This window comes from Polymorphobacter sp. PAMC 29334, assembly GCF_019431245.1.
Lineage (GTDB): Bacteria > Pseudomonadota > Alphaproteobacteria > Sphingomonadales > Sphingomonadaceae > Polymorphobacter_B > Polymorphobacter_B megasporae.
The window spans coordinates 3,363,965-3,386,651 of the sequence record NZ_CP080243.1 but is presented as its reverse complement, the minus strand read 5'-3'; the positions used below and the strand labels follow the sequence as shown (position 1 = coordinate 3,386,651).

Here is a 22,687-nt window from a genome sequence, read left to right as displayed (position 1 = left end):
GCCGCGCCTTGCCGGGCGCGGCAGCAATTCGACAAGGATGAGGGATCATGGGTAAGGCGAAATTCGAGCGGAACAAGCCGCACTGCAACATCGGCACCATCGGTCACGTCGACCATGGCAAGACGTCGCTGACCGCCGCGATCACGAAGATCCTCGCCGAGACCGGCGGGGCGACCTTCACCTCGTACGCCGACATCGACAAGGCTCCCGAGGAGCGCGAGCGCGGCATTACCATCTCGACCGCGCACGTCGAGTATGAGACTGCCAACCGCCACTACGCGCACGTCGATTGCCCCGGCCATGCCGACTATGTGAAGAACATGATCACCGGCGCGGCGCAGATGGACGGCGCGATCCTCGTCGTCTCGGCGACCGACGGTCCGATGCCGCAGACCCGCGAGCACATCCTGCTCGCGAAGCAGGTCGGCGTTCCGGCGATGGTCGTCTTCATGAACAAGGTCGACCTCGTCGACGACGCGGAAATTCTCGAGCTCGTCGAGATGGAAATCCGTGAACTTCTGTCGAAGTACGACTTCCCGGGTGACGACATTCCGATCACCCAGGGTTCGGCTGTCTGCGCACTCGACGGCAAGCGTCCCGAAATCGGCCACGACGCCGTCGTCGCGCTGATGAAGACCGTCGACGAATACATCCCGCAGCCCGAGCGTCCGCTCGACCGTCCGTTCCTGATGCCGATCGAAGACGTCTTCTCGATCTCGGGTCGCGGTACGGTCGTCACCGGCCGCGTCGAGAGCGGCATCGTCAAGGTCGGCGAGGAAGTCGAGATCGTCGGCATCAAGGACACGCGCAAGTCGGTGTGCACCGGCGTCGAGATGTTCCGCAAGCTTCTCGACCAGGGCCAGGCCGGCGACAACATCGGCGCGCTGCTTCGCGGCGTCGGCCGTGACGACGTCGAGCGCGGCCAGGTTCTCTGCAAGCCCGGCTCGATTAAGCCGCACAGCGAGTTCAAGGCGACCGTGTATGTGCTGTCGAAGGACGAGGGTGGCCGTCACACGCCGTTCTTCGCCAACTATCGTCCGCAGTTCTACTTCCGCACGACCGACGTCACCGGCACCGTCGAGCTGCCCGAGGGCACCGAGATGGTCATGCCCGGCGACAACGTCGAGCTGGCCGTCAAGCTGATCGCGCCGATCGCCATGGATCCGGGTCTTCGCTTCGCAATTCGCGAAGGCGGACGCACCGTTGGTTCGGGCGTGGTTGCAACGATCACGAAGTAAGCGTATAGGGCCGTTCTCCCGATGATTCGGTGAGAGCGGCCCGGTTCGCCCGGGCCTTATTTTTTGTACGAACGCTGATTGCCAGAAACGAAAAGAACCGATGGAAACGCAGAACATCCGCATTCGCCTGAAGGCCTTCGATCACCGCGTGCTCGACATGGCCACAAGCGAGATCGCCGACACAGCGAGGCGGACGGGTGCGGCCATTCGCGGCCCGATCCCGCTGCCGACACGGTTCGAGCGTTTCACCGTCAACCGTTCGCCGCACGTCGACAAGAAGTCGCGTGAGCAGTTCGAAGTCCGCACGTACAAGCGCCTGCTCGACATCGTCGATCCGACGCCGCAGACGGTCGATGCCCTGATGAAACTCGACCTCGCCGCGGGTGTTGATGTGGAGATCAAGCTCCAGAGCTAGATCTGACTGAACATACGCGGAGCGAACTTTAATTAGTCATGCCCCCACGGGGGCCTCTGAGGGAAAGGAATTGATCATGCGCAGTGGCGTGATCGCGAAGAAAATGGGGATGACCCGCCTGTTCAAGGACGATGGTCGCCACGTCCCGATAACGGTGCTGAGCCTCGAAGACTGCCAGGTCGTGTCGCAGCGCACGACCGAGCGCGACGGTTACGTCGCGGTCCAGCTCGGTGCCGGCGCCAAGAAGGTCAAGAACACCACCAAGCCCGAGCGCGGCCACTTCGCCGCTGCCGAGGTCGAACCCAAGGCGCGTGTCGCTGAGTTTCGCGTGTCGGAAGACGCGCTGCTCGAAGCCGGCGCGTCGCTCTCGGCGGACCATTTCGTCGCTGGCCAGCTCGTCGACATCACCGGCGACACCGTCGGTAAGGGTTTCCAGGGCGGCATGAAGCGCTGGAACTTCGGCGGGCTCCGCGCAACCCACGGCGTCTCGGTCTCGCACCGTTCGCTCGGGTCGACCGGCCAGCGCCAGGACCCCGGTAAGGTGTTCAAGAACAAGAAGATGGCGGGCCACATGGGCGACCGCCAGCGCACCCAGCAGAACCTCGAGATCGTCTCCACCGACGTCGAGCGCGGCCTGATCTTCGTCAAGGGCTCGGTTCCCGGGCACAAGGGCGGTTGGCTGCTGGTCAAGGACGCCGTCAAGGGCCCGCGCCCCGACGCCGCGCCGTATCCGGCTTCGCTCAAGAGCGCTGCCAACGATGCTGCTCCGCAGGTCGACCTTGTCGACGCCCCCGAAACCGAAACGCAGGAGGGCTGAGCCATGAAGCTCGATGTACGCACCCTCGATGCCGCGGCCAGCGGTGATATCGAACTCGACGAGACTGTCTTCGGCAAGGAAGCCCGCGTCGACATCCTCCACCGCGTCGTGACGTGGCAGCTCGAAAAGCGCCGTGCGACGGCCCGGGGCGCTCGAGAGCGTTCGGATGTCTCGCGCACCGGCAAGAAGCTCGGCAACCAGAAGGGCGGCGGTGTCGCCCGCCACGGTAACCGCGGCGCGCCGCAGTTCACCGGCGGTGGTAAGGCGCACGGCCCGCGGGTCCGCGACTTCGATCCCGGCCTCAACAAGAAAATCCGTCGCCTCGGCCTCGGCATCGCGCTGTCGGTTAAGCAGGCCGAAGGCAAGCTGATGATCGTCGAGGACTTCGCGCTCGGTGAGGCCAAGACCAAGACGCTGCTCGCGCGGCTCGCCGGTCTCGGCGTGACTAACGGCCTGTTCGTCGATGGCGGCGCGGTCGATCAGCACTTCGGGATGGCATGCGCCAACCTCGAGAAGATCGACATCATGCCCGCAGTCGGCGCCAACGTGTACGACATCCTCAACCACGACATGCTGGTGCTGACCCGCGCCGCGGTCGCTGCCCTGGAGGCACGCGTCAATGGCTAAGCTGCAACCCGCCACGATCGACCTCAAGCATTACGATATCGTCGTGAAGCCGGTCATCACCGAGAAGTCGACGCTGGTCAGCGAGTTCAACCAGGTGGTTTTCAAGGTCGCCAAGGATTCGTCGAAGCCCGAGATCAAGGCTGCGGTCGAGGCGCTGTTCGGCGTCCGCGTCCTGTCGGTCAACACGTTGATCCAGAAGGGCAAGAACAAGCGCTTCAAGGGCAAGCCCTACACGCGCTCGGATGAGAAGAAAGCGATCGTGACGCTCGCCGAAGGCGACCGCATCGACGTGACCACGGGAATCTGAGATGGCTCTCAAGCATTATAATCCGACGTCGCCGGGCCGCCGCGGCCTGATCCTCGTCGACCGCTCGGCGCTCCACAAGGGGCGTCCGGTTAAGGCGCTGACCGAGGGCCTCCGCAAGTCGGGCGGCCGCAACAACATGGGCCACGCCACCGCGCGCGGCATCGCCGGCGGTCACAAGCAGCTGTACCGCATCGTCGACTTCAAGCGTCGCGAGTGGGACGTTGCCGCGACCGTCGAACGGATTGAGTACGATCCCAACCGCTCGGCGTTCATCGCGCTGATCAAGTACCCTGATGGCAAGCAGAACTATATCCTCGCGCCGCAGCGCCTTGCCGTTGGCGACAGCGTTACCGCCGGCAAGAAGGTCGACGTCAAGCCGGGCAACGCGATGGAAATTGGCCAGATGCCCGTCGGCACGATCGTCCACAACGTCGAGCTCAAGCCCGGCAAGGGCGGCCAGATGGCGCGCGCTGCAGGGACCTTCGTCCAGGTCGTCGGTCGCGACCGCGGCATGGTCATCATCCGCTTGAACTCGGGGGAGCAGCGCTACACTCACGCCAATTGCATGGCGACGGTCGGCGCGGTGTCGAACCCCGACAATTCGAACACTAACCACGCCAAGGCCGGTCGGACCCGCTGGCTCGGCCATCGTCCGCTGACGCGCGGCGTCGCCAAGAACCCGGTCGACCATCCGCACGGCGGTGGTGAAGGCCGGACCTCGGGCGGCCGTCACCCGGTTACGCCGTGGGGCAAGCCGACCAAGGGTGCGAAGACCCGGTCGAACAAGTCGACCGACAAGATGATCATTCGTTCGCGTCACGCGAAGAAGAAGAGGTAGGCATGAGCCGCTCCGTCTGGAAAGGTCCGTTCGTCGACCTCCACGTCCTGAAGAAGGCCGAAACCGCGCAAGCCGGTGGCGGTGGTCGGGGTCCGATCAAGACTTGGTCGCGCCGCTCGACGATCCTGCCGCAATTCGTCGGCTTGGTCTTCAGCGTCTATAACGGCCGCAAGTTCATCCCGGTCTCGGTCAACGAGGACATGGTGGGCATGAAGCTCGGCGAGTTCGCGCCGACGCGCACGTTCACCGGCCATGCCGCCGACAAGAAGGCCAAGCGCTGATGGGCAAGCCCTCCGCACCCCGCAAGGTCGGCGACAAGGAAGCGCTGGCGATCGCGACGACCGTTCGCGGCTCGCCGTACAAGCTCAACCTCGTTGCTGGTCTCATCCGCGGCCGCAAGGCATCGGAAGCGCTCAACATCCTGCAGTTCTCGACCAAGGGCATGGCGCCCGACGTCCGCAAGGTGCTCGCCTCGGCGATCGCCAATGCCGAGAACAATCACAATCTCGATGTCGATGCGCTGATCGTCAAGGAAGCCAGCGTCGGCAAGGCGATCGTGATGAAGCGCTTCACGCCGCGTGCGCGCGGTCGCGCCTCGGCGATCGTCAAGCCGTTCAGCCGCATCCGGATCGTTGTCCGCGAACTCGGCGAGGCCGATTATGCGGCCGCGCGTGAGGCGAAGGCCGGCAAGACCAATGCGACGGAGCAGGCATAATGGGTCATAAGACAAACCCGATCGGGCTCCGGCTCCAGATCAACCGGACGTGGGACAGCCGCTGGTTCGCCGAAGGCGAAGACTATGGTCGCCTGCTGATCGAAGACATCAAGATCCGTAACTTCATCATGAAGTCGCAGCCGCAGGCCGCGATCTCGAAGGTCGTGATCGAGCGCCCGGCCAAGCTGTGCCGCGTATCGATCTACGCCGCCCGCCCCGGTGTCATCATCGGCAAGAAGGGTGCGGACATCGAGAAGCTGCGCCAGCAGATCGCGACGATGACCAAGTCGGACGTGTCGCTCAACATCGTCGAAATCCGCAAGCCCGAAGTCGACAGCCGTCTGGTTGCACAGGGCGTTGCCGATCAGCTCGAGCGTCGTATCGCTTTCCGCCGCGCGATGAAGCGTGCGGTTCAGTCGGCGCTGCGTCTCGGCGCCGAGGGCATTCGCATCACCTGCTCGGGCCGTCTCGGCGGGGCGGAGATCGCGCGCGTCGAATGGTATCGCGAAGGCCGGGTGCCGTTGCACACGCTTCGTGCCAACGTCGATTATGCCGAAGCGCAGGCGCACACCGCTTACGGTGTATGCGGCGTCAAGGTGTGGATCTTCAAGGGCGAGATTCTCGGCCACGATCCGATGTCGCAGGACCGTCTGATGATGGAAGCGCAGACCTCGGGCGTCCGTCCCGCGCGTGAAGGTCGCTAGTCATGTTGCAGCCTAAGAAAACCAAGTTTCGCAAGCAGTTCAAGGGTCGCATTCACGGCGACGCCAAGGGCGGCACTGCGCTCAACTTCGGCGCGTTCGGCCTGAAGGCGATGGAGCCCGACCGGCTCACCGCCCGCCAGATCGAAGCTGCGCGTCGCGCGATCAGCCGTCACATCAAGCGTGCCGGCCGGTTGTGGATCCGCATCTTCCCCGACGTGCCGGTCACGTCGAAGCCCGCCGAAGTCCGCATGGGTAAGGGTAAGGGCGCTCCGGAATTCTGGGCCGCCAAGGTCAAGCCAGGCCGCATCCTGTTCGAGCTCGACGGCGTGCCGCACGACGTCGCCAAGGGTGCCTTTGAGCGCGCGGCGGCCAAGCTGCCGATCAAGGTCAAGACCGTCGTCCGCCTCGGCGAGCCGATCGGCGAAGTGACGAAGTGAGCACAGCCATGAAGACCAAAGACCTTCGCCCGCAGACCGACGACCAGATCGCGACGACGCTGGGTGAGATGAAGCGCGAGCAATTCAACCTGCGGTTCCAGGCGGCCACTGGCCAGATGGAAAAGCCGGCGCGGGTTCGCGAAGTCCGCCGCACGATCGCCAAGATCAAGACGCTCCAGGGCCAGCGCGCCACGGCAGCGACGAAGGAAGTCTGATGCCGAAGCGTATTCTCCAGGGCAAGGTCGTGTCCGACAAGGGCGACAAGACCGTCATCGTGCTCATCGAGCGCAAGATCACTCACCCGGTCTACGGAAAGATCATGCGCCGTTCGAAGAAGTATCATGCCCACGACGAGGGCAACGTCATCAAGGAAGGCGACGAGGTCCGCATCCAGGAATGCGCCCCGATGTCCAAGCTGAAGACGTTCAAGGTCATGGAGAAGGTCGGCTGATGTCGAACTTCCGTAACAAGAAAGAAGGATCGAACGAATGATCCAGATGCAGACGAACCTCGACGTCGCCGACAATAGCGGTGCCAAGCGGGTGATGTGCATCAAGGTGCTCGGTGGCTCGAAGCGTCGGTTCGCCGGCGTGGGTGACGTCATCGTCGTCTCGATCAAGGAAGCCGCGCCGAAGGGCAAGGTCAAGAAGGGCGACGTCCATCGCGCCGTCGTCGTTCGCACGGCGAAGGATATCCGGCGCTCGGACGGCTCGGTGATCCGCTTCGACGGCAATGCCGCGGTCCTGATCAACAAGAACGAGGAGCCGATCGGCACCCGTATCTTCGGGCCGGTGGTGCGCGAGCTGCGCGCATCGGGCCACATGAAGATCATCAGCCTTGCGCCGGAGGTGCTGTAATGAGCGCCGCCAAGATCAAGAAGGGCGACAAGGTCGTTGTCCTGTCCGGCAAGGACAAGGGCAAGCACGGCGAAGTCACGAAGGCCATGCCGAAAGAAGGCAAGGTCATCGTCGGCGGCATCAACATGATGACGCGCCACAAGAAGGCGAGCCAGGCCAACCCGCAGGGCGGTCTCGAGCGCATCGAAGCGCCGATGTTCGTGTCGAAGGTTGCGATCGAGGACCCGAAGACGGGCAAGCCGACGCGCGTCGGCTTCAAGATACTGGAAGATGGTCGCAAGGTGCGTATCGCCAAGCGGTCGGGAGAGACGATCGATGGCTGACGCGGCAAACCTGACCCGGATGCAGCAGCTGTACGTGGATAAGATCCGCGGCCAGATGAGCGAGCAGTTCGGCTATAAGAACCTCATGCAGGTTCCCAAGATCGACAAGATCGTCATCAACATGGGTGTCGGCGACGCCACCCAGGACAAGAAGCTGGTCGACGCCGCCGCCGCCGAAATGGCGCTGATCGCTGGCCAGAAGCCGGTGATCTGCAAGGCGAAGAAGTCGGTCGCGGTGTTCAAGCTGCGCGAGGGTATGCCGATCGGCTGCAAGGTGACCCTGCGCCGTGAGAAGATGTACGAGTTCCTCGACCGCCTCGTCACGATCGCGCTCCCGCGCGTCCGCGACTTTCGCGGGCTGAACCCGAAGTCGTTCGACGGTCGCGGCAACTATGCGATGGGTCTCAAGGAGCAGATCGTGTTCCCCGAGATCAACTATGACCGGATCGGCAAGGTCCGCGGCATGGACGTCATCATCACCACGACCGCCAAGTCGGACGACGAGGCACGGGCGTTGTTGTTTGCTTTCGGCCTGCCGTTCACCGGCATGGTCGACGCGAAGAAGGCAGCTTAAGCATGGCCAAGAAGAGTTCGGTGAACAAGAACGAGCACCGCAAGGCGCTGGTCAAGAAGTACGCCCCCAAGTTCGCGGCCCTGAAGGCGATCGCCGCCGACGAGACCAAGGACGAAGGCGAGCGCCTGATGGCCCGCCTCAAGATGTCCGAGCTGCCGCGCAACGCGACCCCGGGTCGTGTCCGCAATCGCTGTGCACTGACCGGGCGTAGCCGCGCGGTCTATCGCAAGTTCAAACTGTCGCGGATCATGCTGCGGGAACTGGGCAACAAGGGCCTGATTCCCGGCCTGACCAAGTCGAGCTGGTAACGCTATGTCGATGACCGATCCGCTGGGTGACATGCTCACCCGCATCCGCAACGGGCAGCAGGCGCGCAAGGATTCCGTCCTGACGCCGGCGTCGAAGCTGCGTGCCCGCGTTCTCGACGTGCTCCAGCGCGAGGGCTATATCCGCGGCTATAGCGATGCCGCCGATACCGGCCCCGCCGCTGCGCTCCGCATCGACCTTAAGTACTTCGAAGGCCAGCCGGCGATTCAGCACGTCGCGCGCGTCTCGAAGCCGGGTCGCCGGGTCTATTCGGGAGCGCAGGATCTGCCGCGCGTCCGCAATGGCCTCGGCATCGTCATCGTCTCGACGCCGAAGGGTGTTCTGTCCGACGCGGAAGCGCGCGAGCAGAATGTCGGCGGCGAAGTCCTCTGTCAGGTATTCTAACGATGTCACGGATTGGCAAGAAGGCGGTCCCGGTTCCGGCCGGCGTCACCGCGACGATCGACGGCGCCATTCTCAGCGTCAAGGGTCCCAAGGGCCTGCTGACGCTGTCGATGGTTCCCGATATCGCTTACGCTGTCGAGGCGGATGCGATCAGCGTCCAGCCGGCGAACGACAGCAAGCAGGCGCGTGCCTATTGGGGCATGCAGCGGACGTTGGTGTCGAACCTTGTCGTCGGCGTCTCGGCGGGCTTTACCAAGGTGCTTGAGATCACCGGCGTCGGCTACCGTGCCAGCGTCCAGGGGTCGAACCTAAAGCTTCAGCTCGGCTATAGCCACGACGTCGACTATCCGATCCCCGAGGGCATCGCGATCAAGACGCCCGACCAGACGACGGTCGAGATCACCGGCGCCGACAAGCAGAAGGTCGGCCAGGTTGCCGCCGAGATCCGCCGCTGGCGCAAGCCGGAACCCTATAAGGGCAAGGGCATCAAGTATCGCGGCGAGTATATCTTCCGCAAGGAAGGGAAGAAGAAGTAATGAGCAAGGGTCTCTCCCTCTTCGAAAAGCGGCGTCGCCGCGTCCGCACCGCGCTACGCGCCAAGGGCGGCGAGCGCCCGCGCTTGTCGATCCACCGCTCGTCGCAGCACATTTATGCGCAGGTCATCGACGACGCGCAGGGGATCACGATCGCCTCGGCTTCGACGCTCGAGAAGAACGTTCGCGACGTCACTGGTGCGACGACGACTGCCGCTGCCGACGTCGGCAAGCGTCTCGCCGAGCGCAGCAAGGCGGCGGGCGTCACCACCGTCGTGTTCGATCGCGGCGGTTTCCTTTTCCACGGCCGCGTCCGTGCGCTTGCCGAAGGCGCCCGCGAAGCCGGACTGGAGTTTTAAGACATGGGCATGGAACCTCGTAGCGGTCCCGGCGGCGGTGGCCCCGGTGGTGGACGCGGCGGACCCGGCGGCAATCGCAGCGGTCCCGGCGGCAACAACCGTGGCGGCCCTGGCGGCAATCGCGGCAACAACGACCGCAACAACCGGGGCGGCCGTGGCGGCCCGACGGGTGACGGCGGCGAAGAGCTGATCGAGAAGCTCGTTCACATCAACCGCGTCTCGAAGACGGTCAAGGGCGGTAAGCGCTTCGGCTTCGCCGCGCTCGTCGTCGTCGGCGACGGCAAGGGTCGCGTCGGCTTCGGTCATGGCAAGGCGCGCGAAGTCCCCGAGGCGATCGCCAAGGGCACCGCTGCCGCGAAGAAGGCGATGATCCGCGTTCCGTTGCGCGACGGCCGCACGCTGCATCACGATGCCTATGGCCACTTCGGCGCAGGCAAGGTCTATGTCCGCTCGGCGGCGCAGGGAACGGGCATCATCGCCGGCGGCCCGATGCGTGCGGTGTTCGAGGCGCTCGGCGTCGCGGACGTCGTGACCAAGTCGGTCGGCACGAACAACCCGTACAACATGATCCGCGCGACGTTCGCATCGCTGACCGACCAGACCAGCCCCAAGGCGGTCGCCCAGCGTCGCGGCAAGAAGATCGCCGACCTGATGGCGCGTCGCGGCGACGTCTCGGGCCGGGTGGCTGAGGCCGATGCCGAAGCCACGGTCGCTTAAGGAAGAATGACGATGGCGACTGTCAAGATTACCCAAGTCGGATCGCATATCCGCCGCCAGCCCGATCAGCAGGCGACGCTGATCGGCCTCGGCCTCAACAAGATGCACCGCAGCCGTGAACTCGAGGATACGCCCTCGGTCCGCGGGATGATCAAGAAGGTGGCGCATCTCATCAAGGTCGAAGGCGAATAGCCATCGATCTTGTCATCCCCGCTTTCGCGGGGATGACGGGATCAATCCATCAACGCGCGACTAAAGCGAAAGCGAGTGCACCATGAAACTGAACGATCTTCGAGATAATGATGGCGCGCGCAAGAAGCGCGTTCGTGTTGGCCGAGGTATCGGCTCGGGCGTCGGCAAGACCGCCGGTCGCGGACAAAAGGGCCAGAAGTCGCGCTCGGGTGTCGCGATCAAGGGCTTCGAGGGCGGCCAGATGCCGCTCCACATGCGTATCCCGAAGCGCGGCTTCAACAACATCTTCCGCAAGTACATGGCTGAGATCAACCTCGGCACGCTGCAGAAGGCGGTCGACGACGGCAAGATCGTTGCCGGTGCAACACTCAACGGCGCAGCGCTCGTCGAAGCCGGCGTTATCAGCCATGCCCGCGAAGGCATCCGCCTGCTCGGCAAGGGCGTGTTGACTGCAGCGCTTCATCTCCACGTCGCCGGCGGCAGCGCTGCCGCCAAGGCTGCGGTTGAAGCGGCGGGTGGTAGCGTCACGCTGCCGGTGGTCAAGGAAGCGATCGACGCCGATGCGGCGAAGGCGGCCCGTGCCACCGCCCGCGCTGCGAAGGCGAAGGCCTGAACTGACGTGGCATCCCGGCGAGGGCCGGGACCCTTGAACTCCACCGTTTGAGTTCATGGGGCCCGGCCTTCGCCGGGATGACAGTTTATAGTTGGTGACGCGCCTGCCACTCCCTATCTAGGCAGCGCATAGGGTTGGCCCCGGGGGGTCGCCGACAGTTGGGATTACCGATGGCGTCATCCGCGCAACAGCAGCAACTCGCCGCCAGTCTCAGCCTGGCGAATTTCTCGAAGGCGACCGAGCTCAAGAAGCGGCTGTGGTTCACCCTCGGCGCGCTGATCGTGTTCCGGCTGGTGTCGTTCGTGCCGCTGCCTGGGATCGATCCCGAGGCGCTCAACTCGCTGTTCGCCAAGACACAGGGCGGCGTCCTCGATTTCTTCAACATGTTTTCGGGCGGTGCGCTCCAGCGCATGTCGTTGATCGCGCTCGGCGTGACCCCGTACATCACTGCCTCGATCATCATTCAGCTGATGACCAGCCTCGTGCCGTCGCTGATGACCCTCAAGAAAGAGGGTGAGTCGGGCCGTAAGAAGCTCAATCAATATACCCGCTACGGCACCGTGCTGCTGACCGCGGTGCAGGGCTATGGCATCGCCGTCGGGCTCGAGGGCTGGGGCGCCGGGCAGGGCATCGCTGCGGTCATCGACCCCGGCTGGTTCTTCCGCATTTCGACCGTCATCACGCTGATCGGCGGGACAATGTTCTTGATGTGGCTCGGCGAGCAGATCACCAGCCGCGGTATCGGTAACGGCATTTCGCTGATCATCATGGCGGGCATCGTCAGCCATTTGCCGGTGTCGGTCGGCCAGTTGTTCGAGCAGACACGGACCGGGGCGATCTCGCTCGGCTTCGTCCTGATGGTCGCGGTCCTCGGCCTCGCAACGATCGCGTTCATCTGCGTAATGGAGCGCGCCCAGCGCAAGATCCTGATCCAATATCCGAAGCGACAGGTCGGGTCGCGCCAGTATCAGGGCGACAGCTCGTTCCTGCCGCTCAAGATCAACACGAGCGGCGTCATCCCGCCGATCTTCGCGTCGTCGCTGCTGCTGATGCCGCTGACCGTTGCGCAGTTCCTCGGCAAGGGCGGCAACGGTCCCGATTGGCTACTGACGGTGACGACCCAGCTCCAGCGCGGTGCGCCGGTCTACATGGCGCTGTACGCGGCGGGGATCATCTTCTTCAGCTTCTTTTACACGGCGGTCGTGTTCAACCCCGAGGAAACCGCCGAAAACCTCAAGAAGTACGGCGGCTTCATCCCGGGGATCCGGCCGGGCGTGCGGACGAGCGAATATCTTGATTACGTCCTGACCCGGATCACCGTGATCGGCGCGGCGTATCTAACGGTTATCTGCCTGCTGCCGGAGTTTCTGACGTCGAAGGTCGGGATCGCGGCAAGCTTCGGCGGGACGTCGCTGCTGATTATCGTCAATGTGACGATGGATACGGTTGCGCAGATTCAAAGTCATCTGCTAGCCCATCAGTACGAAGGACTGATCAAGAAGTCCAAGCTGAGGGGAAATCGCCGTTGATCGACCGACACGCCGTGGGGCAGCCCGCGTGAATATCATCCTGCTCGGGCCGCCGGGTGCTGGTAAGGGCACGCAAGCGAGCCGCCTCGAACGCGAACACCACATGGTCCAGCTGTCGACCGGTGACATGCTGCGCGCGGCCGTCGCCGCCGGAACCACGGTGGGGCTCAAGGCGAAGGCGGTGATGGCGGCGGGCGAGCTCGTGTCAGACGACATCGTCAACGGCATCCTGTCCGATCGGCTCGACGCTGCCGATGCGCGCGCCGGCTTTACACTCGACGGCTATCCGCGCACTCAGGTCCAGGCCGAGGCGCTTGACGCGATGCTCACCGCCAAGGGGCTCAAGCTCGATCATGTCATCGAGCTCGAGGTCCAGGAAGACGCGCTGGTCGACCGCATCACCGGGCGCTTCACTTGCGCGGTCTGCGGCGAAGGCTATCATGACCGATACAAGCTGCCGAAGGTCGCAGATACCTGCGACGTCTGCGGCAGCCACGACTTCAAGCGCCGCCCCGACGACAATGCCGAGACGGTGCGGACGCGCATGGCCGAATATCGCGCCAAGACCGCACCGATCCTGCCGTATTACGAAGCGCGCGGACTCGTCGCGCGGGTCGACGGCATGGCCGACATGGCGCATGTCGAGGCAGCAATCGAAGCGGTTCTCGGAACAAAATAGCGGGTTGCGGGTCTCTGGCGCGCCGTTGCGCTTGACTCTTGGGGATTCGCTGCCTAGCTACCCCACTTCCGTTTCACCGGAAGTCAGGCCGGAACGCCCGTTGGCGCTCCGGTCGTTTGCTTTGATGGTCGCTTTGGCGGTCGTTGTTTTGAAGGTTGCTTCGGCGGCTGGTGCTTTGAGATGGGGCTGCGCCCAGCGGTCCTGTGGAGCTTGGGAGAAATATCTGTGGCACGTATTGCGGGCGTCAACATCCCGACCAACAAGCGCGTCGAGATCGCGCTCACCTATATCCACGGTATTGGCCGGACCAAGGCGCTCGGCATCGTCGAGAAGCTAGAGATGCCGCGTGATCGCCGTGTCCAGGACTTGACCGACGCCGAAGTCCTCCAGATCCGCGAGATGATCGACAAGGAAATCACCGTCGAGGGCGACCTGCGCCGCCAGACCGCGATGAACATCAAGCGGTTGATGGACCTGGCCTGCTATCGCGGCCTGCGCCATCGTCGCGGCCTCCCCGTGCGCGGCCAGCGCACCCACACCAACGCGCGCACCCGCAAGGGCAAGCCGAAGCCGATCGCCGGCAAGAAGAAGTAGGGTCGTCCCCGCTTCTTTCGTCCGTCCTTTCGCTTCGTAATATCAGGATAATCCGATGGCCCGCGAACCAGCCCGCATCAAGCGCCGTGAGCGCAAGAACATTACCTCCGGCGTCGCGCATGTGAACGCCAGCTTCAACAACACGATGATCACCATCACCGACGCGCAGGGCAATGCCATTGCATGGTCGTCGGCCGGCACGATGGGCTTCAAGGGAAGCCGCAAGTCGACTCCCTACGCTGCCCAGATGGCTGCCGAAGACGCCGGCAAGAAGGCCGCCGAGCACGGCGTCCGCACTCTTGAAGTCGAAGTCCGTGGCCCGGGTTCGGGTCGCGAGTCGGCGCTGCGTGCGCTCCAGGCGGTCGGCTTCAACATCACCGCGATCCGCGACGTGACCCCGATCCCGCACAACGGCGTCCGTCCGCCGAAGCGCCGCCGCGTCTGACGCGGCCGCCGCCGGAGACGTATCCGGCGGGTATACCATTGATGGAGGCGGCGTGACGACGCGCCTCCCAGCCCCCGAGGTGAAGCCGTGGCCGTGATCGCAAAGAACTGGACCGAACTCAAGAAGCCGAACACGCTCGAGACCCGCCCGAGCTCGGACCATCGCCGCAAGGGCACGTTCGTTGCCGAGCCGCTCGAGCGTGGCTTTGGCCTGACGCTCGGTAACGCGCTGCGTCGCGTTCTGCTGTCGTCGCTTCAGGGCGCGGCGGTGACCGCGATCAAGATGGACGGCGTGCTCCACGAGTTCTCTTCGCTCGCCGGCGTTCGCGAAGACGTGACCGACATCGTCCTCAATATCAAGCAGATCGCGATCCGCATGCAGGGCGATCAGCCCAAGCGGATCAATCTGACGGCGACCGGACCCGGCGCAGTCACCGCCGGTCAGATCACCGTGTCGGGCGACATGGAAGTGATGAACCCCGAGCTGATGATCTGCACCCTCGACGAGGGCGCGACGCTCAACATGGAGCTCACCGTCGAAGCAGGTAAGGGCTATGTACCGGCATCGATGAATCGTCCGGCCGACGCGCCGATCGGCCTCGTCCCCGTCGACGCGCTGTATTCGCCGGTCCGCCAGGTGTCGTACAAGGTCGAGAACACCCGCGTCGGGCAGGAGCTCGACTACGACAAGCTGACGATGTCGGTCGAGACCGACGGCACGCTGACCCCCGACGATGCCCTCGCTTATGCCGCGAAGATCCTACAGGACCAGCTCGCTCTGTTCGTCAACTTCGAGGAGCCCGCGCACGGTCACCCGGTCGCGACGAGCGGCGGGACGGCAATGCCGCTCGGCCCGGTCGAGATCGACGACACGGCCGCGCTCAACCGCTACCTGCTCAAGAAGGTCGACGAGCTCGAACTGTCGGTGCGTTCGGCGAACTGCCTCAAGAACGACAACATCATCTACATCGGCGACCTCGTCCAGAAGTCCGAGAGCGAGATGCTGCGGACCCCGAACTTCGGCCGCAAGTCGTTGAACGAGATCAAGGAAGTCCTGTCGGCGATGGGCCTGCGGCTCGGCATGGAAATCCCCGGCTGGCCGCCCGAGAACATCGAAGAGATGGCGAAGAAGCTCGAGCAGGAATATTGAGCTAAAGACCGTCATCCCCGCCTTCGCGGGGATGATGGTCTTACATTTGGGCCCGAGCATCCGCCCGGGCCTGGTCCGGAGTACCTGATACGGCTCCCGAACGAACAGGAAGACAGACATGCGTCACGGTAATGCCCATCGCAAACTCGGTCGGACGACCAGCCACCGCCTCGCCATGTTCCGCAACATGGCCGCGTCGTTGATCAAGCACGAGCAGATCAAGACCACGCTGCCCAAGGCACGCGAAATCCGCCCGTACGTCGAAAAGCTGGTCACGCTGGCGAAGTCCGGCGGCCTGTCGAACCGCCGCCTCGCGCACGCCCGGCTTCAGGACGACGACCAGCTTATCAAGCTGTTCGACACGATCGCGACGCGCTATGCCGACCGGCCCGGCGGTTACATCCGCATCGTCAAGGCGGGCATTCGCCGCTCCGACGCGACGCCGATGGCGATCGTCGAGTTTGTCGACCGCGACGTCGGTGCCAAGGGCCTCGACAGCGGTCCGGCCGAAAACAACATGGAAGCAATGGAAGAATAGAGCGATGGCCGAGCGCGCGCCGTTCCGGCCGCGCGAGGCGTATCGCACGTGGCGGACCATCTCGACGCGGTGGATGGACAACGATGCCTACGGGCACGTCAACAACACCGTCTATTACAGCTGGTTCGACACGGTGGTGAATGGCTACCTCGTCGATGCCGGGGTGCTCGATATCGCCACGAGTCCAACGATCTGCGTCGTCGTCGAGACCGGCTGCCGCTACGCGCAGTCGGTCACGTTCCCGCAGGGCGTCGAGGCGGGCATCCGCGTCGTCCATACCGGTCTGTCGAGCGTCCGCTACGAGGTCGGTCTGTTCATCGCCGGCACCAGGACAGCGGCCGCCGAAGGCTATTTCGTCCATGTCCACGTCGATCGCGAAAGCCGGCGACCGCTCGCGTTCACGCCCCAGTGGCGTTCCGCTCTTATTGCAATTAGCGTCTGATGGTTCATCGCACGTACAATTGAGCCGTGCTAAAAATTCGTATCGACTGGGAGAATGACGATGCGAGTTGGTTTGCGCGCCTTGACTGGAGCCGTGTTGGGGCTTGCGCTTTTTTCGGGTGACATCGCGACGCTATCGCTGATGCCGTCGGCGGCATCGGCGCAGCGTCACGGCGGCGGCGGCGGTGGTGGTTTCCACGGCGGCGGTGGCGGCGGCTTTCATGGCGGCGGCGGTGGCTTCCACGGTGGCGGCTTTGGCGGCTACCGCGGCGGCTATGGCGGGTATCGCGGCGGCTACGGCGGCTATGGCTATCGCGGCTACGGCGGCTTCGGCTACGGCGGCTATTACGGCGGCTACGGCTTCGATGATTTCCTGCTCGGCGCGGCGCTGGTCGGCGGCACGGCGGCAATCATCGCGTCGAACGACCGACCGGTGTACGACACCTATCCGGTCTATGATGCGCCGCCGCCGGTGTACGATCAGGGCTATGCCCCCCCGGGCGCGTATGCCTCTCCGGGCTACGCCCCGCAGGCCGCTTACGCGCCGCCGCCGCCCCCCCCGGAGCAGCAACAGCAGCAGTATGCGTCGAGCGATCCGGTCGCCCAATGCTCGGGTGCAGCTGTCGCCCAGGTGGCCTCGAACGGCGATAACGGCCGGGTCTTGTCGGTCGACCAGGTCGTGCCGCACGAGAACGGCGCGCGGGTTATGGGTACGCTCGAAGTTACCAAGCGCAACCAGACCAGCGAGCGCGCGCGTTTCACCTGCACCGCCGATTACGGTCATGTGACGAGCTTCAAATTCGGCTAGCTGTCCTACACCCGCTGTTCTCGCGTAAGATCGAGCCGTCGAGTCGCCATCCTGGTGGCCCGGCGGTTCTTTCTCATTGTTAGCCTGCCTATGTGTTGTCAGCCGACTTCGAGCCTGACGTGGGGATCGAAAAAACACCGTCGTTTGTGTGAACTTATTTTGAACTTAGTGTCGGACGCCAGCGCGCAGTCCCCAAAACTGGACACGCCGCCGGGGGCGGTGTACCCGCCCCCATGACCGATCACGCGCCCGCCATCACGCCACCCGAATCGATCCTGATCCTCGACTTCGGCAGCCAGGTCACCCAGCTCATCGCCCGCCGCGTCCGCGAGGCCGGCGTCTATTGCGAGATCGTCCCCTTCCAGCTCGGCGCCGAGGCGATCATGCGGATGCAGCCACGCGGCATCATCCTGTCGGGCGGTCCCGCTTCGGTCGCCGATCTCGGCGGTCCGCGCGCACCGCAGGCGGCGTTCGACGCCAAGGTGCCGGTGCTCGGCATCTGCTACGGGGACCAGACGATGTGCGCGCAATTGGGCGGTGCGATTTCGCCCGCAAATGACCGCGAATTCGGCCGTGCCTTCATCGACATCACCGGCGACTGTGCCCTGTTCGACGGCCTCTGGGCGAGCGGCGAACGCCATCAAGTGTGGATGAGCCACGGCGACCGGATCGACGCGATCCCTGACGGCTTCCGCGTTGTCGCCCGCTCCGACGCCGCGCCTTTCGCGGCGATCGCCGACGACGACCGCCGCTATTACGGCGTCCTGTTTCACCCTGAGGTCGTCCACACCCCCGATGGCGGCAAGCTGCTCGCCAATTTCGCGCGTAAGGTCGCGGGCGTCGAGGCGACGTGGAGCATGGCCGGCTTCCGCGCCGCCAAGGTCGCCGCGATCCGTGAACAGGTCGGTGACGGCAAGGTCATCTGCGGCCTGTCGGGCGGCGTCGATTCGTCGGTCGCCGCGGTCCTGATCCACGAAGCGATCGGTGATCAGCTCACCTGCGTCTTCGTCGACCACGGCCTGCTCCGCGCAGGCGAGGCCGAGCAGGTCGTCGGCCTGTTCCGCGAGCACTACAAAATCCCGCTGGTCCACGTCGACGCCGCCGACCTGTTCCTGTCGGGGCTCGCCGGGGTCACCGACCCCGAGGCCAAGCGCAAGTTCATCGGCAAGACCTTCATCGAGGTGTTCGACGCCGAGGCGAAGAAGATCGGCGGGGCCAAGTTCCTCGCGCAGGGCACGCTCTACCCCGACGTGATCGAGAGCGTCAGCTACGCCGGCGGCCCATCGGTGACGATCAAGAGCCACCATAATGTCGGCGGCCTGCCCGAACGTATGAACATGGCGTTGGTCGAACCCTTACGCGAACTGTTCAAGGACGAGGTCCGCGTCCTCGGTCGCGAACTCGGCCTGACCGAGGCGTTCGTCGCCCGCCACCCGTTCCCCGGGCCGGGCCTCGCGATCCGCATCCCGGGCGAGGTCACCGCCGCGAAGTGCGACATCCTCCGCGCCGCCGACACGATCTACCTCGACGAAATTCGCGCCGCCGGGCTTTACGATGCGATCTGGCAGGCATTTGCGGTGCTGCTGCCGGTACGGACCGTTGGCGTCATGGGCGACGGGCGGACGTACGACTTCGTCTGCGCGTTGCGCGCGGTGACCTCGGTCGACGGCATGACCGCCGACGTCTACCCGTTCGACGCCGCGTTCCTGAGCAACGTCGCCACACGCATCGTCAACGAGGTCGCGGGAATCAACCGCGTCGTCTACGATTACACCTCGAAGCCACCCGGCACGATCGAGTGGGAATGAGGTAACGGCGGCGTCTGCCGCCGCAAGCGACGGGTGCGAACGATCCGGCGCGAACGGCTACTCCAGCGAGGTGTTCCATGACCGATCCCACCGAAGCCGGCCTCAGCGGCGTGCCGCGCAAGCGCAAGGTCGCGGCGCAATCGACCTCGCTCGGCAACCATAAGCTCCATCCGTCGACGATGATGATGGGCTATGGCTTCGACCCGGCGCTGTCCGAAGGCTCGCTCAAGCCGCCGATCTTCCTTACCTCGACCTACGTCTTCGAGACCGCCGCCGAGGGCAAGCGCTTCTTCGAGGGCATTACCGGCGTCCGCCCCGGCGGGTCCGAGGGTCTGGTCTATTCGCGCTTCAACGGCCCCAACCAGGAAATCCTCGAGGACCGGCTGGCGTTATGGGAGGAGGCTGAGGACGCATTGGTCTTCTCGAGCGGCATGTCGGCGATCGCGACGACCTTCCTCGCGATGGTCAAGCCAGGCGACGTCATCGTCCATTCGGCCCCACTATATGCCGCGACCGAGACGCTGATCGCGCGCATCCTGGGGCGGCTCGGCGTGACCTTCCTCGACTTCCCCGCGGGCGCGACGCAGCCCGAGATCGAGGCCAAGCTCGCCGAGGCGAAGGCCCGCGGCCGGATCGCGGCGATCTACCTCGAAAGCCCGGCGAACCCGACCAACGCCTTGGTCGACGTCGAAGCGGTTCGTGACGCACGCGCGGCAGTGCTCAGCGACGTCGAAGCGGGTGAACTGCCGCCGATCATCATCGACAACACCTTCCTCGGGCCGCTGTGGGCGCAGCCGCTCAAGCAGGGTGCCGACCTCGTGATCTACTCGCTGACCAAGTACGTCGGCGGGCACAGCGATCTCGTCGCGGGCGGGGTCCTCGGCACAAAGGCGGCGATCCTGCCGGTGCGGATGACGCGCAACACGATCGGCACGATCACCGATCCGCACACCGCATGGATGCTGCTGCGCAGCCTCGAAACGCTCGAACTGCGCATGACCCGCGCGGGGGAAAACGCCCGCGTCGTCTGCGAATTGCTGCGCGATCACCCCAAAGTCGAGCGCGTCGGCTATCTCGGCTTCCTCGAGCCGGGCAGCCGCCAGCACGACATCTACACCCGCCACTGCCTCGGCGCGGGATCGACCTTCTCGGTCATCGTCAAGGGCGGCGAGGCGGAGGCGTTCCGGCTCCTCGACAACCTCAAGCTGGTCAAGCTCGCGGTCAGCCTCGGCGGCACCGAAAGCCTCGCGTCGCATCCGGCGGCGATGACGCATCTGTCGGTCGCCCCGGCGCGCAAGGCTGAGCTTGGGATCACCGACAATCTCGTTCGCGTCTCGATCGGCGTCGAGCATCCCGACGACCTGATCGCCGACTTCACCCAGGCGCTCGCCGCGATGTAAACTTGGCGCCGCGCGCTTTGCCGTTGACCAGCGACAGTCTCACAGCATACTGTATACAGTAAGACTTGGGGATATCGCGATGGGTTTGATGTTGCGCGCGACGTGCAGTTGCATCGCCTTGTTGTCGAGCGTCGCGGGTACGGCGGCCGAGGCGCCGCGAACTGACTGGCCGATGGCGCAACAGAACCTCGCCGGTCAGCGCTATTCGACGCTCGACGAGATCACCCCGGCGAACGTCGCTCGCCTCCAGCCCGCGTGGACGTATCACATGCGCCCCGCCGCTGATGCTCAGGCGCGGCTGCAGCTCTCCGAAGCAACCCCGCTGGTGATCGGCACATCACTCTACCTCGCCACCCCGTACGGCCGGATTGTCGCGCTCGACTCGACGACGGGAGCCGAGAAATGGACCTACGTCATCCCCGGCGACGACCGGGCCTCGCTGCGCGGCGTCGCCTACTGGCCGGGGGCGGACGGCGCTCCGGCAGCGATCGTCTTCGGAACGCGCGGCGGCAAGCTCATCTCGATCAGCGCCGCCGACGGCACGCCGAGCCCCGGCTTCGGCACCGGCGGCATCGTCGACCTCAAGACGCCCGACGTCATGACCACCGGGATGGACAAGAGCTATATCCTGCCGTCGCCGCCGATCGTGTGGAAGAACCTCGTCATCACGGGCGCGGGGCCGGGCGAAGGGCCAGGCGGGCTCAACGGCGGCGTCGGCCCGGCGGGGGACACGCGGGCTTGGGATGCGCGGACGGGGAAGCTGGTGTGGACGTTTCATTCGGTGCCGCGCGCGGGGGAGGTCGGGTTCGACACGTGGAAGAACGGGAGCGGAAAGGACCGCTCCGGTGTCAACGTCTGGGGCTATATGACGATCGATGCCGAGCGCGGCATCCTCTACATGCCGTTCGGCGCACCGAACAACGACCGCGTCGGAGTCGACCGTCCGGGCAACAACTTGTTCTCGAGCTCGATCGTCGCGGTCAGCGCCGACACCGGCAAATACCTCTGGCACTTCCAGGCGGTCCACCACGACATCTGGGACATGGACACCCAGTCGCCGCCGATCCTGTTCGACGTCCACCGCGGCGGCAAGACGATCCCCGCGGTCGCCACTGTCAACAAGAATGCGCTGATGTACATTCTCGACCGCACGACCGGGAAGCCGGTCTTCGGGGTCATCGAGCGCAAAGTGCCGCCGAGCGACGTCCCCGGCGAGCAGGCGTCCCCGACCCAGCCGTTCCCAGTCGTGCCCGAACCACTCGCGCAGAACACGCTGCGGCGCGACAATCTCTACAAGGGGCAGCCCGAGCATCAAGCGTTCTGCGAGAAGCTCGTCGACGACAATAACATGCTGCTTGCAGGTGAGCCGTTCATCCCGACACGGTACAATCGCTATACGGTGTCGCTGCCGGGAACGCAGGGCGGGGTCAATTATTACGGCGGTGCGTATGACCCCAAGCTTGGGCTATTCGTGACCAATATCAATAATCTGGCGCAGCCGATGCGGATCGTCCGCAACGCCGACGGCAGCTTCAGCAATTCGGGGCCGCTCGCCGGTCTGGTTCGCTTCTGGAACCCGGCGACGCATCTGCCGTGCGGGCCGACACCGTGGGGGCAACTCGTCGCGGTCGACGTCAACACCGGCAAGATTGCGTGGCGATCGACGCTCGGCGTGACGGATTCGATGCCCGCCGGGCAGCAGGCGACCGGGCGGCCGGGGTTGGGCGGGGCGATCGTCACCGCGGGCGGCGTCACCTTCGTCGGCGCGACCGACGACCGGCGCTTCCGCGCGTTCGAGACGCGAACCGGCAAGGAAGTGTGGACGTACACGCTCCCGGCATCCGCCGAGGCGACGCCGATCACCTATGCCGGGCAGGGCGGGCGGCAGATGGTGGCAATTGTCGCGACCGGCGGCGGCTTGATCGGTGCCAAGCTCGAGAGCGATGTGCTAGTCGTCTTCGCCTTGCCGGGAGCATCGCATTGATCCGTTTCGCCGCCGCCGCACTTGCGCTGATGATGCTCGCCCCCGCGGCGCTCGCGCTGGATGCGACGCCCGCTGCACCTCCCGCCGCGCCGGTTGCGGGCGATGCCGCGAAACTATTCCCCCCGGGGCCGGGGCACGACACGACGCTGCGGATCTGTTCGACGTGTCACTCGCCCGGAGTCGCGGCGCAGCAGCGGCTCAGCCCCGACGGGTGGAAGTCGATCGTCGAGCAGATGGCGGGCTTCGGCGCGCCCGGGACCGACGCCGAACTTGCTGAAATCACGGCGTATCTGGCGAAGTCGTTTCCCGAACCGGCGAAATAGTCAGGCCCCCCA

At 64.9% G+C, this 22,687-nt stretch carries 34 protein-coding genes; all 34 read left to right on the top strand.

Features of this window, described 5'->3' with window-relative positions; translation table 11 throughout:
- The first annotated feature begins 47 nt into the window (after window positions 1–47).
- The 34 genes from tuf to KZX46_RS19610 all read left to right on the top strand — a co-directional run bounded on the left by tuf (window position 48) and on the right by KZX46_RS19610 (window position 22,675).
- Window positions 48–1,238 carry an elongation factor Tu gene (tuf, locus tag KZX46_RS19775; protein WP_216708527.1) on the top strand — a complete coding sequence of 397 codons (1,191 nt, stop codon included), beginning with the start codon at window positions 48–50 and terminating at the stop codon, window positions 1,236–1,238.
- A 100-nt stretch (window positions 1,239–1,338) separates the two neighbouring features.
- Window positions 1,339–1,653: a 30S ribosomal protein S10 gene (gene rpsJ, locus KZX46_RS19770; RefSeq protein ID WP_219775378.1), complete on the top strand. Its 315-nt coding sequence runs from the start codon at window positions 1,339–1,341 to the stop codon at window positions 1,651–1,653.
- 76 nt (window positions 1,654–1,729) lie between these two features.
- Window positions 1,730–2,470, top strand: coding sequence for a 50S ribosomal protein L3 (rplC, locus tag KZX46_RS19765; protein WP_219775377.1), 741 nt, complete (start codon window positions 1,730–1,732; stop codon window positions 2,468–2,470).
- Window positions 2,471–2,473: 3 nt separating this feature from the next.
- Complete coding sequence (gene rplD, locus KZX46_RS19760) at window positions 2,474–3,097, top strand: 50S ribosomal protein L4 (protein WP_216708530.1); 624 nt, start codon at window positions 2,474–2,476, stop codon at window positions 3,095–3,097.
- Complete coding sequence (locus tag KZX46_RS19755; protein WP_219775376.1) at window positions 3,090–3,404, top strand: 50S ribosomal protein L23; 315 nt, start codon at window positions 3,090–3,092, stop codon at window positions 3,402–3,404. The genes rplD and KZX46_RS19755 overlap by 8 nt, the downstream gene beginning before the upstream one ends.
- Window position 3,405: 1 nt before the next feature.
- The gene (gene rplB / locus KZX46_RS19750) at window positions 3,406–4,242 is read left to right on the top strand and encodes a 50S ribosomal protein L2 (protein ID WP_216708532.1); all 837 of its coding nucleotides are present in this window, start codon (window positions 3,406–3,408) and stop codon (window positions 4,240–4,242) included.
- A 2-nt stretch (window positions 4,243–4,244) separates the two neighbouring features.
- On the top strand, window positions 4,245–4,523 hold the full coding sequence (gene rpsS, locus KZX46_RS19745) for a 30S ribosomal protein S19 (RefSeq protein ID WP_144237801.1): 279 nt from the start codon (window positions 4,245–4,247) through the stop codon (window positions 4,521–4,523).
- Entirely contained in the window at window positions 4,523–4,957 is a 435-nt protein-coding gene (gene rplV / locus KZX46_RS19740; protein WP_219775375.1) for a 50S ribosomal protein L22, read from the top strand. The genes rpsS and rplV overlap by 1 nt, the downstream gene beginning before the upstream one ends.
- The gene (gene rpsC / locus KZX46_RS19735) at window positions 4,957–5,661 is read left to right on the top strand and encodes a 30S ribosomal protein S3 (protein ID WP_216708534.1); all 705 of its coding nucleotides are present in this window, start codon (window positions 4,957–4,959) and stop codon (window positions 5,659–5,661) included. The genes rplV and rpsC overlap by 1 nt, the downstream gene beginning before the upstream one ends.
- Before the next feature lie 2 nt (window positions 5,662–5,663).
- Window positions 5,664–6,098, top strand: coding sequence for a 50S ribosomal protein L16 (gene rplP / locus KZX46_RS19730; RefSeq protein ID WP_216708535.1), 435 nt, complete (start codon window positions 5,664–5,666; stop codon window positions 6,096–6,098).
- An 8-nt stretch (window positions 6,099–6,106) separates the two neighbouring features.
- Window positions 6,107–6,313 (top strand): 50S ribosomal protein L29, encoded by a 207-nt coding sequence (gene rpmC, locus KZX46_RS19725; RefSeq protein WP_219775374.1) that lies wholly within the window; start codon window positions 6,107–6,109, stop codon window positions 6,311–6,313.
- The gene (rpsQ, locus tag KZX46_RS19720) at window positions 6,313–6,549 is read left to right on the top strand and encodes a 30S ribosomal protein S17 (protein ID WP_216708537.1); all 237 of its coding nucleotides are present in this window, start codon (window positions 6,313–6,315) and stop codon (window positions 6,547–6,549) included. Before rpmC ends, rpsQ begins: the two co-directional genes overlap by 1 nt.
- 37 nt (window positions 6,550–6,586) lie before the next feature.
- The gene (rplN, locus tag KZX46_RS19715; protein ID WP_216708538.1) at window positions 6,587–6,955 is read left to right on the top strand and encodes a 50S ribosomal protein L14; all 369 of its coding nucleotides are present in this window, start codon (window positions 6,587–6,589) and stop codon (window positions 6,953–6,955) included.
- Entirely contained in the window at window positions 6,955–7,278 is a 324-nt protein-coding gene (gene rplX, locus KZX46_RS19710; RefSeq protein ID WP_216708539.1) for a 50S ribosomal protein L24, read from the top strand. The genes rplN and rplX overlap by 1 nt, the downstream gene beginning before the upstream one ends.
- Window positions 7,271–7,852: a 50S ribosomal protein L5 gene (gene rplE, locus KZX46_RS19705; protein WP_219775373.1), complete on the top strand. Its 582-nt coding sequence runs from the start codon at window positions 7,271–7,273 to the stop codon at window positions 7,850–7,852. Before rplX ends, rplE begins: the two co-directional genes overlap by 8 nt.
- A gap of 2 nt (window positions 7,853–7,854) precedes the next feature.
- Complete coding sequence (gene rpsN / locus KZX46_RS19700; protein ID WP_216708541.1) at window positions 7,855–8,160, top strand: 30S ribosomal protein S14; 306 nt, start codon at window positions 7,855–7,857, stop codon at window positions 8,158–8,160.
- Between the two features lie 4 nt (window positions 8,161–8,164).
- Window positions 8,165–8,563 carry a 30S ribosomal protein S8 gene (gene rpsH, locus KZX46_RS19695; RefSeq protein WP_216708542.1) on the top strand — a complete coding sequence of 133 codons (399 nt, stop codon included), beginning with the start codon at window positions 8,165–8,167 and terminating at the stop codon, window positions 8,561–8,563.
- A gap of 2 nt (window positions 8,564–8,565) precedes the next feature.
- Window positions 8,566–9,099, top strand: a complete 534-nt coding sequence (gene rplF, locus KZX46_RS19690) for a 50S ribosomal protein L6 (protein WP_216708543.1) — start codon at window positions 8,566–8,568, stop codon at window positions 9,097–9,099.
- Window positions 9,099–9,455, top strand: coding sequence for a 50S ribosomal protein L18 (gene rplR / locus KZX46_RS19685; protein WP_219775372.1), 357 nt, complete (start codon window positions 9,099–9,101; stop codon window positions 9,453–9,455). The genes rplF and rplR overlap by 1 nt, the downstream gene beginning before the upstream one ends.
- Before the next feature lie 9 nt (window positions 9,456–9,464).
- Complete coding sequence (rpsE, locus tag KZX46_RS19680; protein ID WP_216708545.1) at window positions 9,465–10,172, top strand: 30S ribosomal protein S5; 708 nt, start codon at window positions 9,465–9,467, stop codon at window positions 10,170–10,172.
- Between the two features lie 12 nt (window positions 10,173–10,184).
- Window positions 10,185–10,364: a 50S ribosomal protein L30 gene (gene rpmD / locus KZX46_RS19675; protein WP_216708546.1), complete on the top strand. Its 180-nt coding sequence runs from the start codon at window positions 10,185–10,187 to the stop codon at window positions 10,362–10,364.
- 82 nt (window positions 10,365–10,446) lie between these two features.
- On the top strand, window positions 10,447–10,977 hold the full coding sequence (gene rplO / locus KZX46_RS19670; protein ID WP_219775371.1) for a 50S ribosomal protein L15: 531 nt from the start codon (window positions 10,447–10,449) through the stop codon (window positions 10,975–10,977).
- 170 nt (window positions 10,978–11,147) lie between these two features.
- Complete coding sequence (secY, locus tag KZX46_RS19665) at window positions 11,148–12,506, top strand: preprotein translocase subunit SecY (protein ID WP_219775370.1); 1,359 nt, start codon at window positions 11,148–11,150, stop codon at window positions 12,504–12,506.
- 28 nt (window positions 12,507–12,534) lie between these two features.
- Window positions 12,535–13,185, top strand: a complete 651-nt coding sequence (locus KZX46_RS19660; protein WP_219775369.1) for an adenylate kinase — start codon at window positions 12,535–12,537, stop codon at window positions 13,183–13,185.
- 225 nt (window positions 13,186–13,410) lie between these two features.
- Window positions 13,411–13,779 (top strand): 30S ribosomal protein S13, encoded by a 369-nt coding sequence (rpsM, locus tag KZX46_RS19655; RefSeq protein WP_174276970.1) that lies wholly within the window; start codon window positions 13,411–13,413, stop codon window positions 13,777–13,779.
- Between the two features lie 55 nt (window positions 13,780–13,834).
- Window positions 13,835–14,224 (top strand): 30S ribosomal protein S11, encoded by a 390-nt coding sequence (rpsK, locus tag KZX46_RS19650; protein WP_144237783.1) that lies wholly within the window; start codon window positions 13,835–13,837, stop codon window positions 14,222–14,224.
- Window positions 14,225–14,311: 87 nt separating this feature from the next.
- Window positions 14,312–15,373 carry a DNA-directed RNA polymerase subunit alpha gene (locus tag KZX46_RS19645; RefSeq protein ID WP_216708550.1) on the top strand — a complete coding sequence of 354 codons (1,062 nt, stop codon included), beginning with the start codon at window positions 14,312–14,314 and terminating at the stop codon, window positions 15,371–15,373.
- A 118-nt stretch (window positions 15,374–15,491) separates the two neighbouring features.
- Window positions 15,492–15,911 (top strand): 50S ribosomal protein L17, encoded by a 420-nt coding sequence (rplQ, locus tag KZX46_RS19640; protein ID WP_219775368.1) that lies wholly within the window; start codon window positions 15,492–15,494, stop codon window positions 15,909–15,911.
- 4 nt (window positions 15,912–15,915) lie between these two features.
- Window positions 15,916–16,353: a thioesterase family protein gene (locus KZX46_RS19635; protein ID WP_219775367.1), complete on the top strand. Its 438-nt coding sequence runs from the start codon at window positions 15,916–15,918 to the stop codon at window positions 16,351–16,353.
- Window positions 16,354–16,413: 60 nt separating this feature from the next.
- A complete protein-coding gene (locus KZX46_RS23340) occupies window positions 16,414–17,160 on the top strand; it encodes a hypothetical protein (RefSeq protein WP_219775366.1) in 747 nt (248 codons plus the stop codon).
- Between the two features lie 233 nt (window positions 17,161–17,393).
- Window positions 17,394–18,968, top strand: coding sequence for a glutamine-hydrolyzing GMP synthase (gene guaA / locus KZX46_RS19625; protein WP_219775365.1), 1,575 nt, complete (start codon window positions 17,394–17,396; stop codon window positions 18,966–18,968).
- 77 nt (window positions 18,969–19,045) lie between these two features.
- Complete coding sequence (locus KZX46_RS19620; protein WP_219775364.1) at window positions 19,046–20,368, top strand: cystathionine gamma-synthase family protein; 1,323 nt, start codon at window positions 19,046–19,048, stop codon at window positions 20,366–20,368.
- Window positions 20,369–20,447: 79 nt separating this feature from the next.
- Entirely contained in the window at window positions 20,448–22,352 is a 1,905-nt protein-coding gene (locus KZX46_RS19615; RefSeq protein WP_219775363.1) for a PQQ-binding-like beta-propeller repeat protein, read from the top strand.
- Window positions 22,349–22,675 carry a cytochrome c gene (locus KZX46_RS19610; RefSeq protein WP_219775362.1) on the top strand — a complete coding sequence of 109 codons (327 nt, stop codon included), beginning with the start codon at window positions 22,349–22,351 and terminating at the stop codon, window positions 22,673–22,675. Before KZX46_RS19615 ends, KZX46_RS19610 begins: the two co-directional genes overlap by 4 nt.
- The last annotated feature ends 12 nt before the right edge of the window (window positions 22,676–22,687 follow it).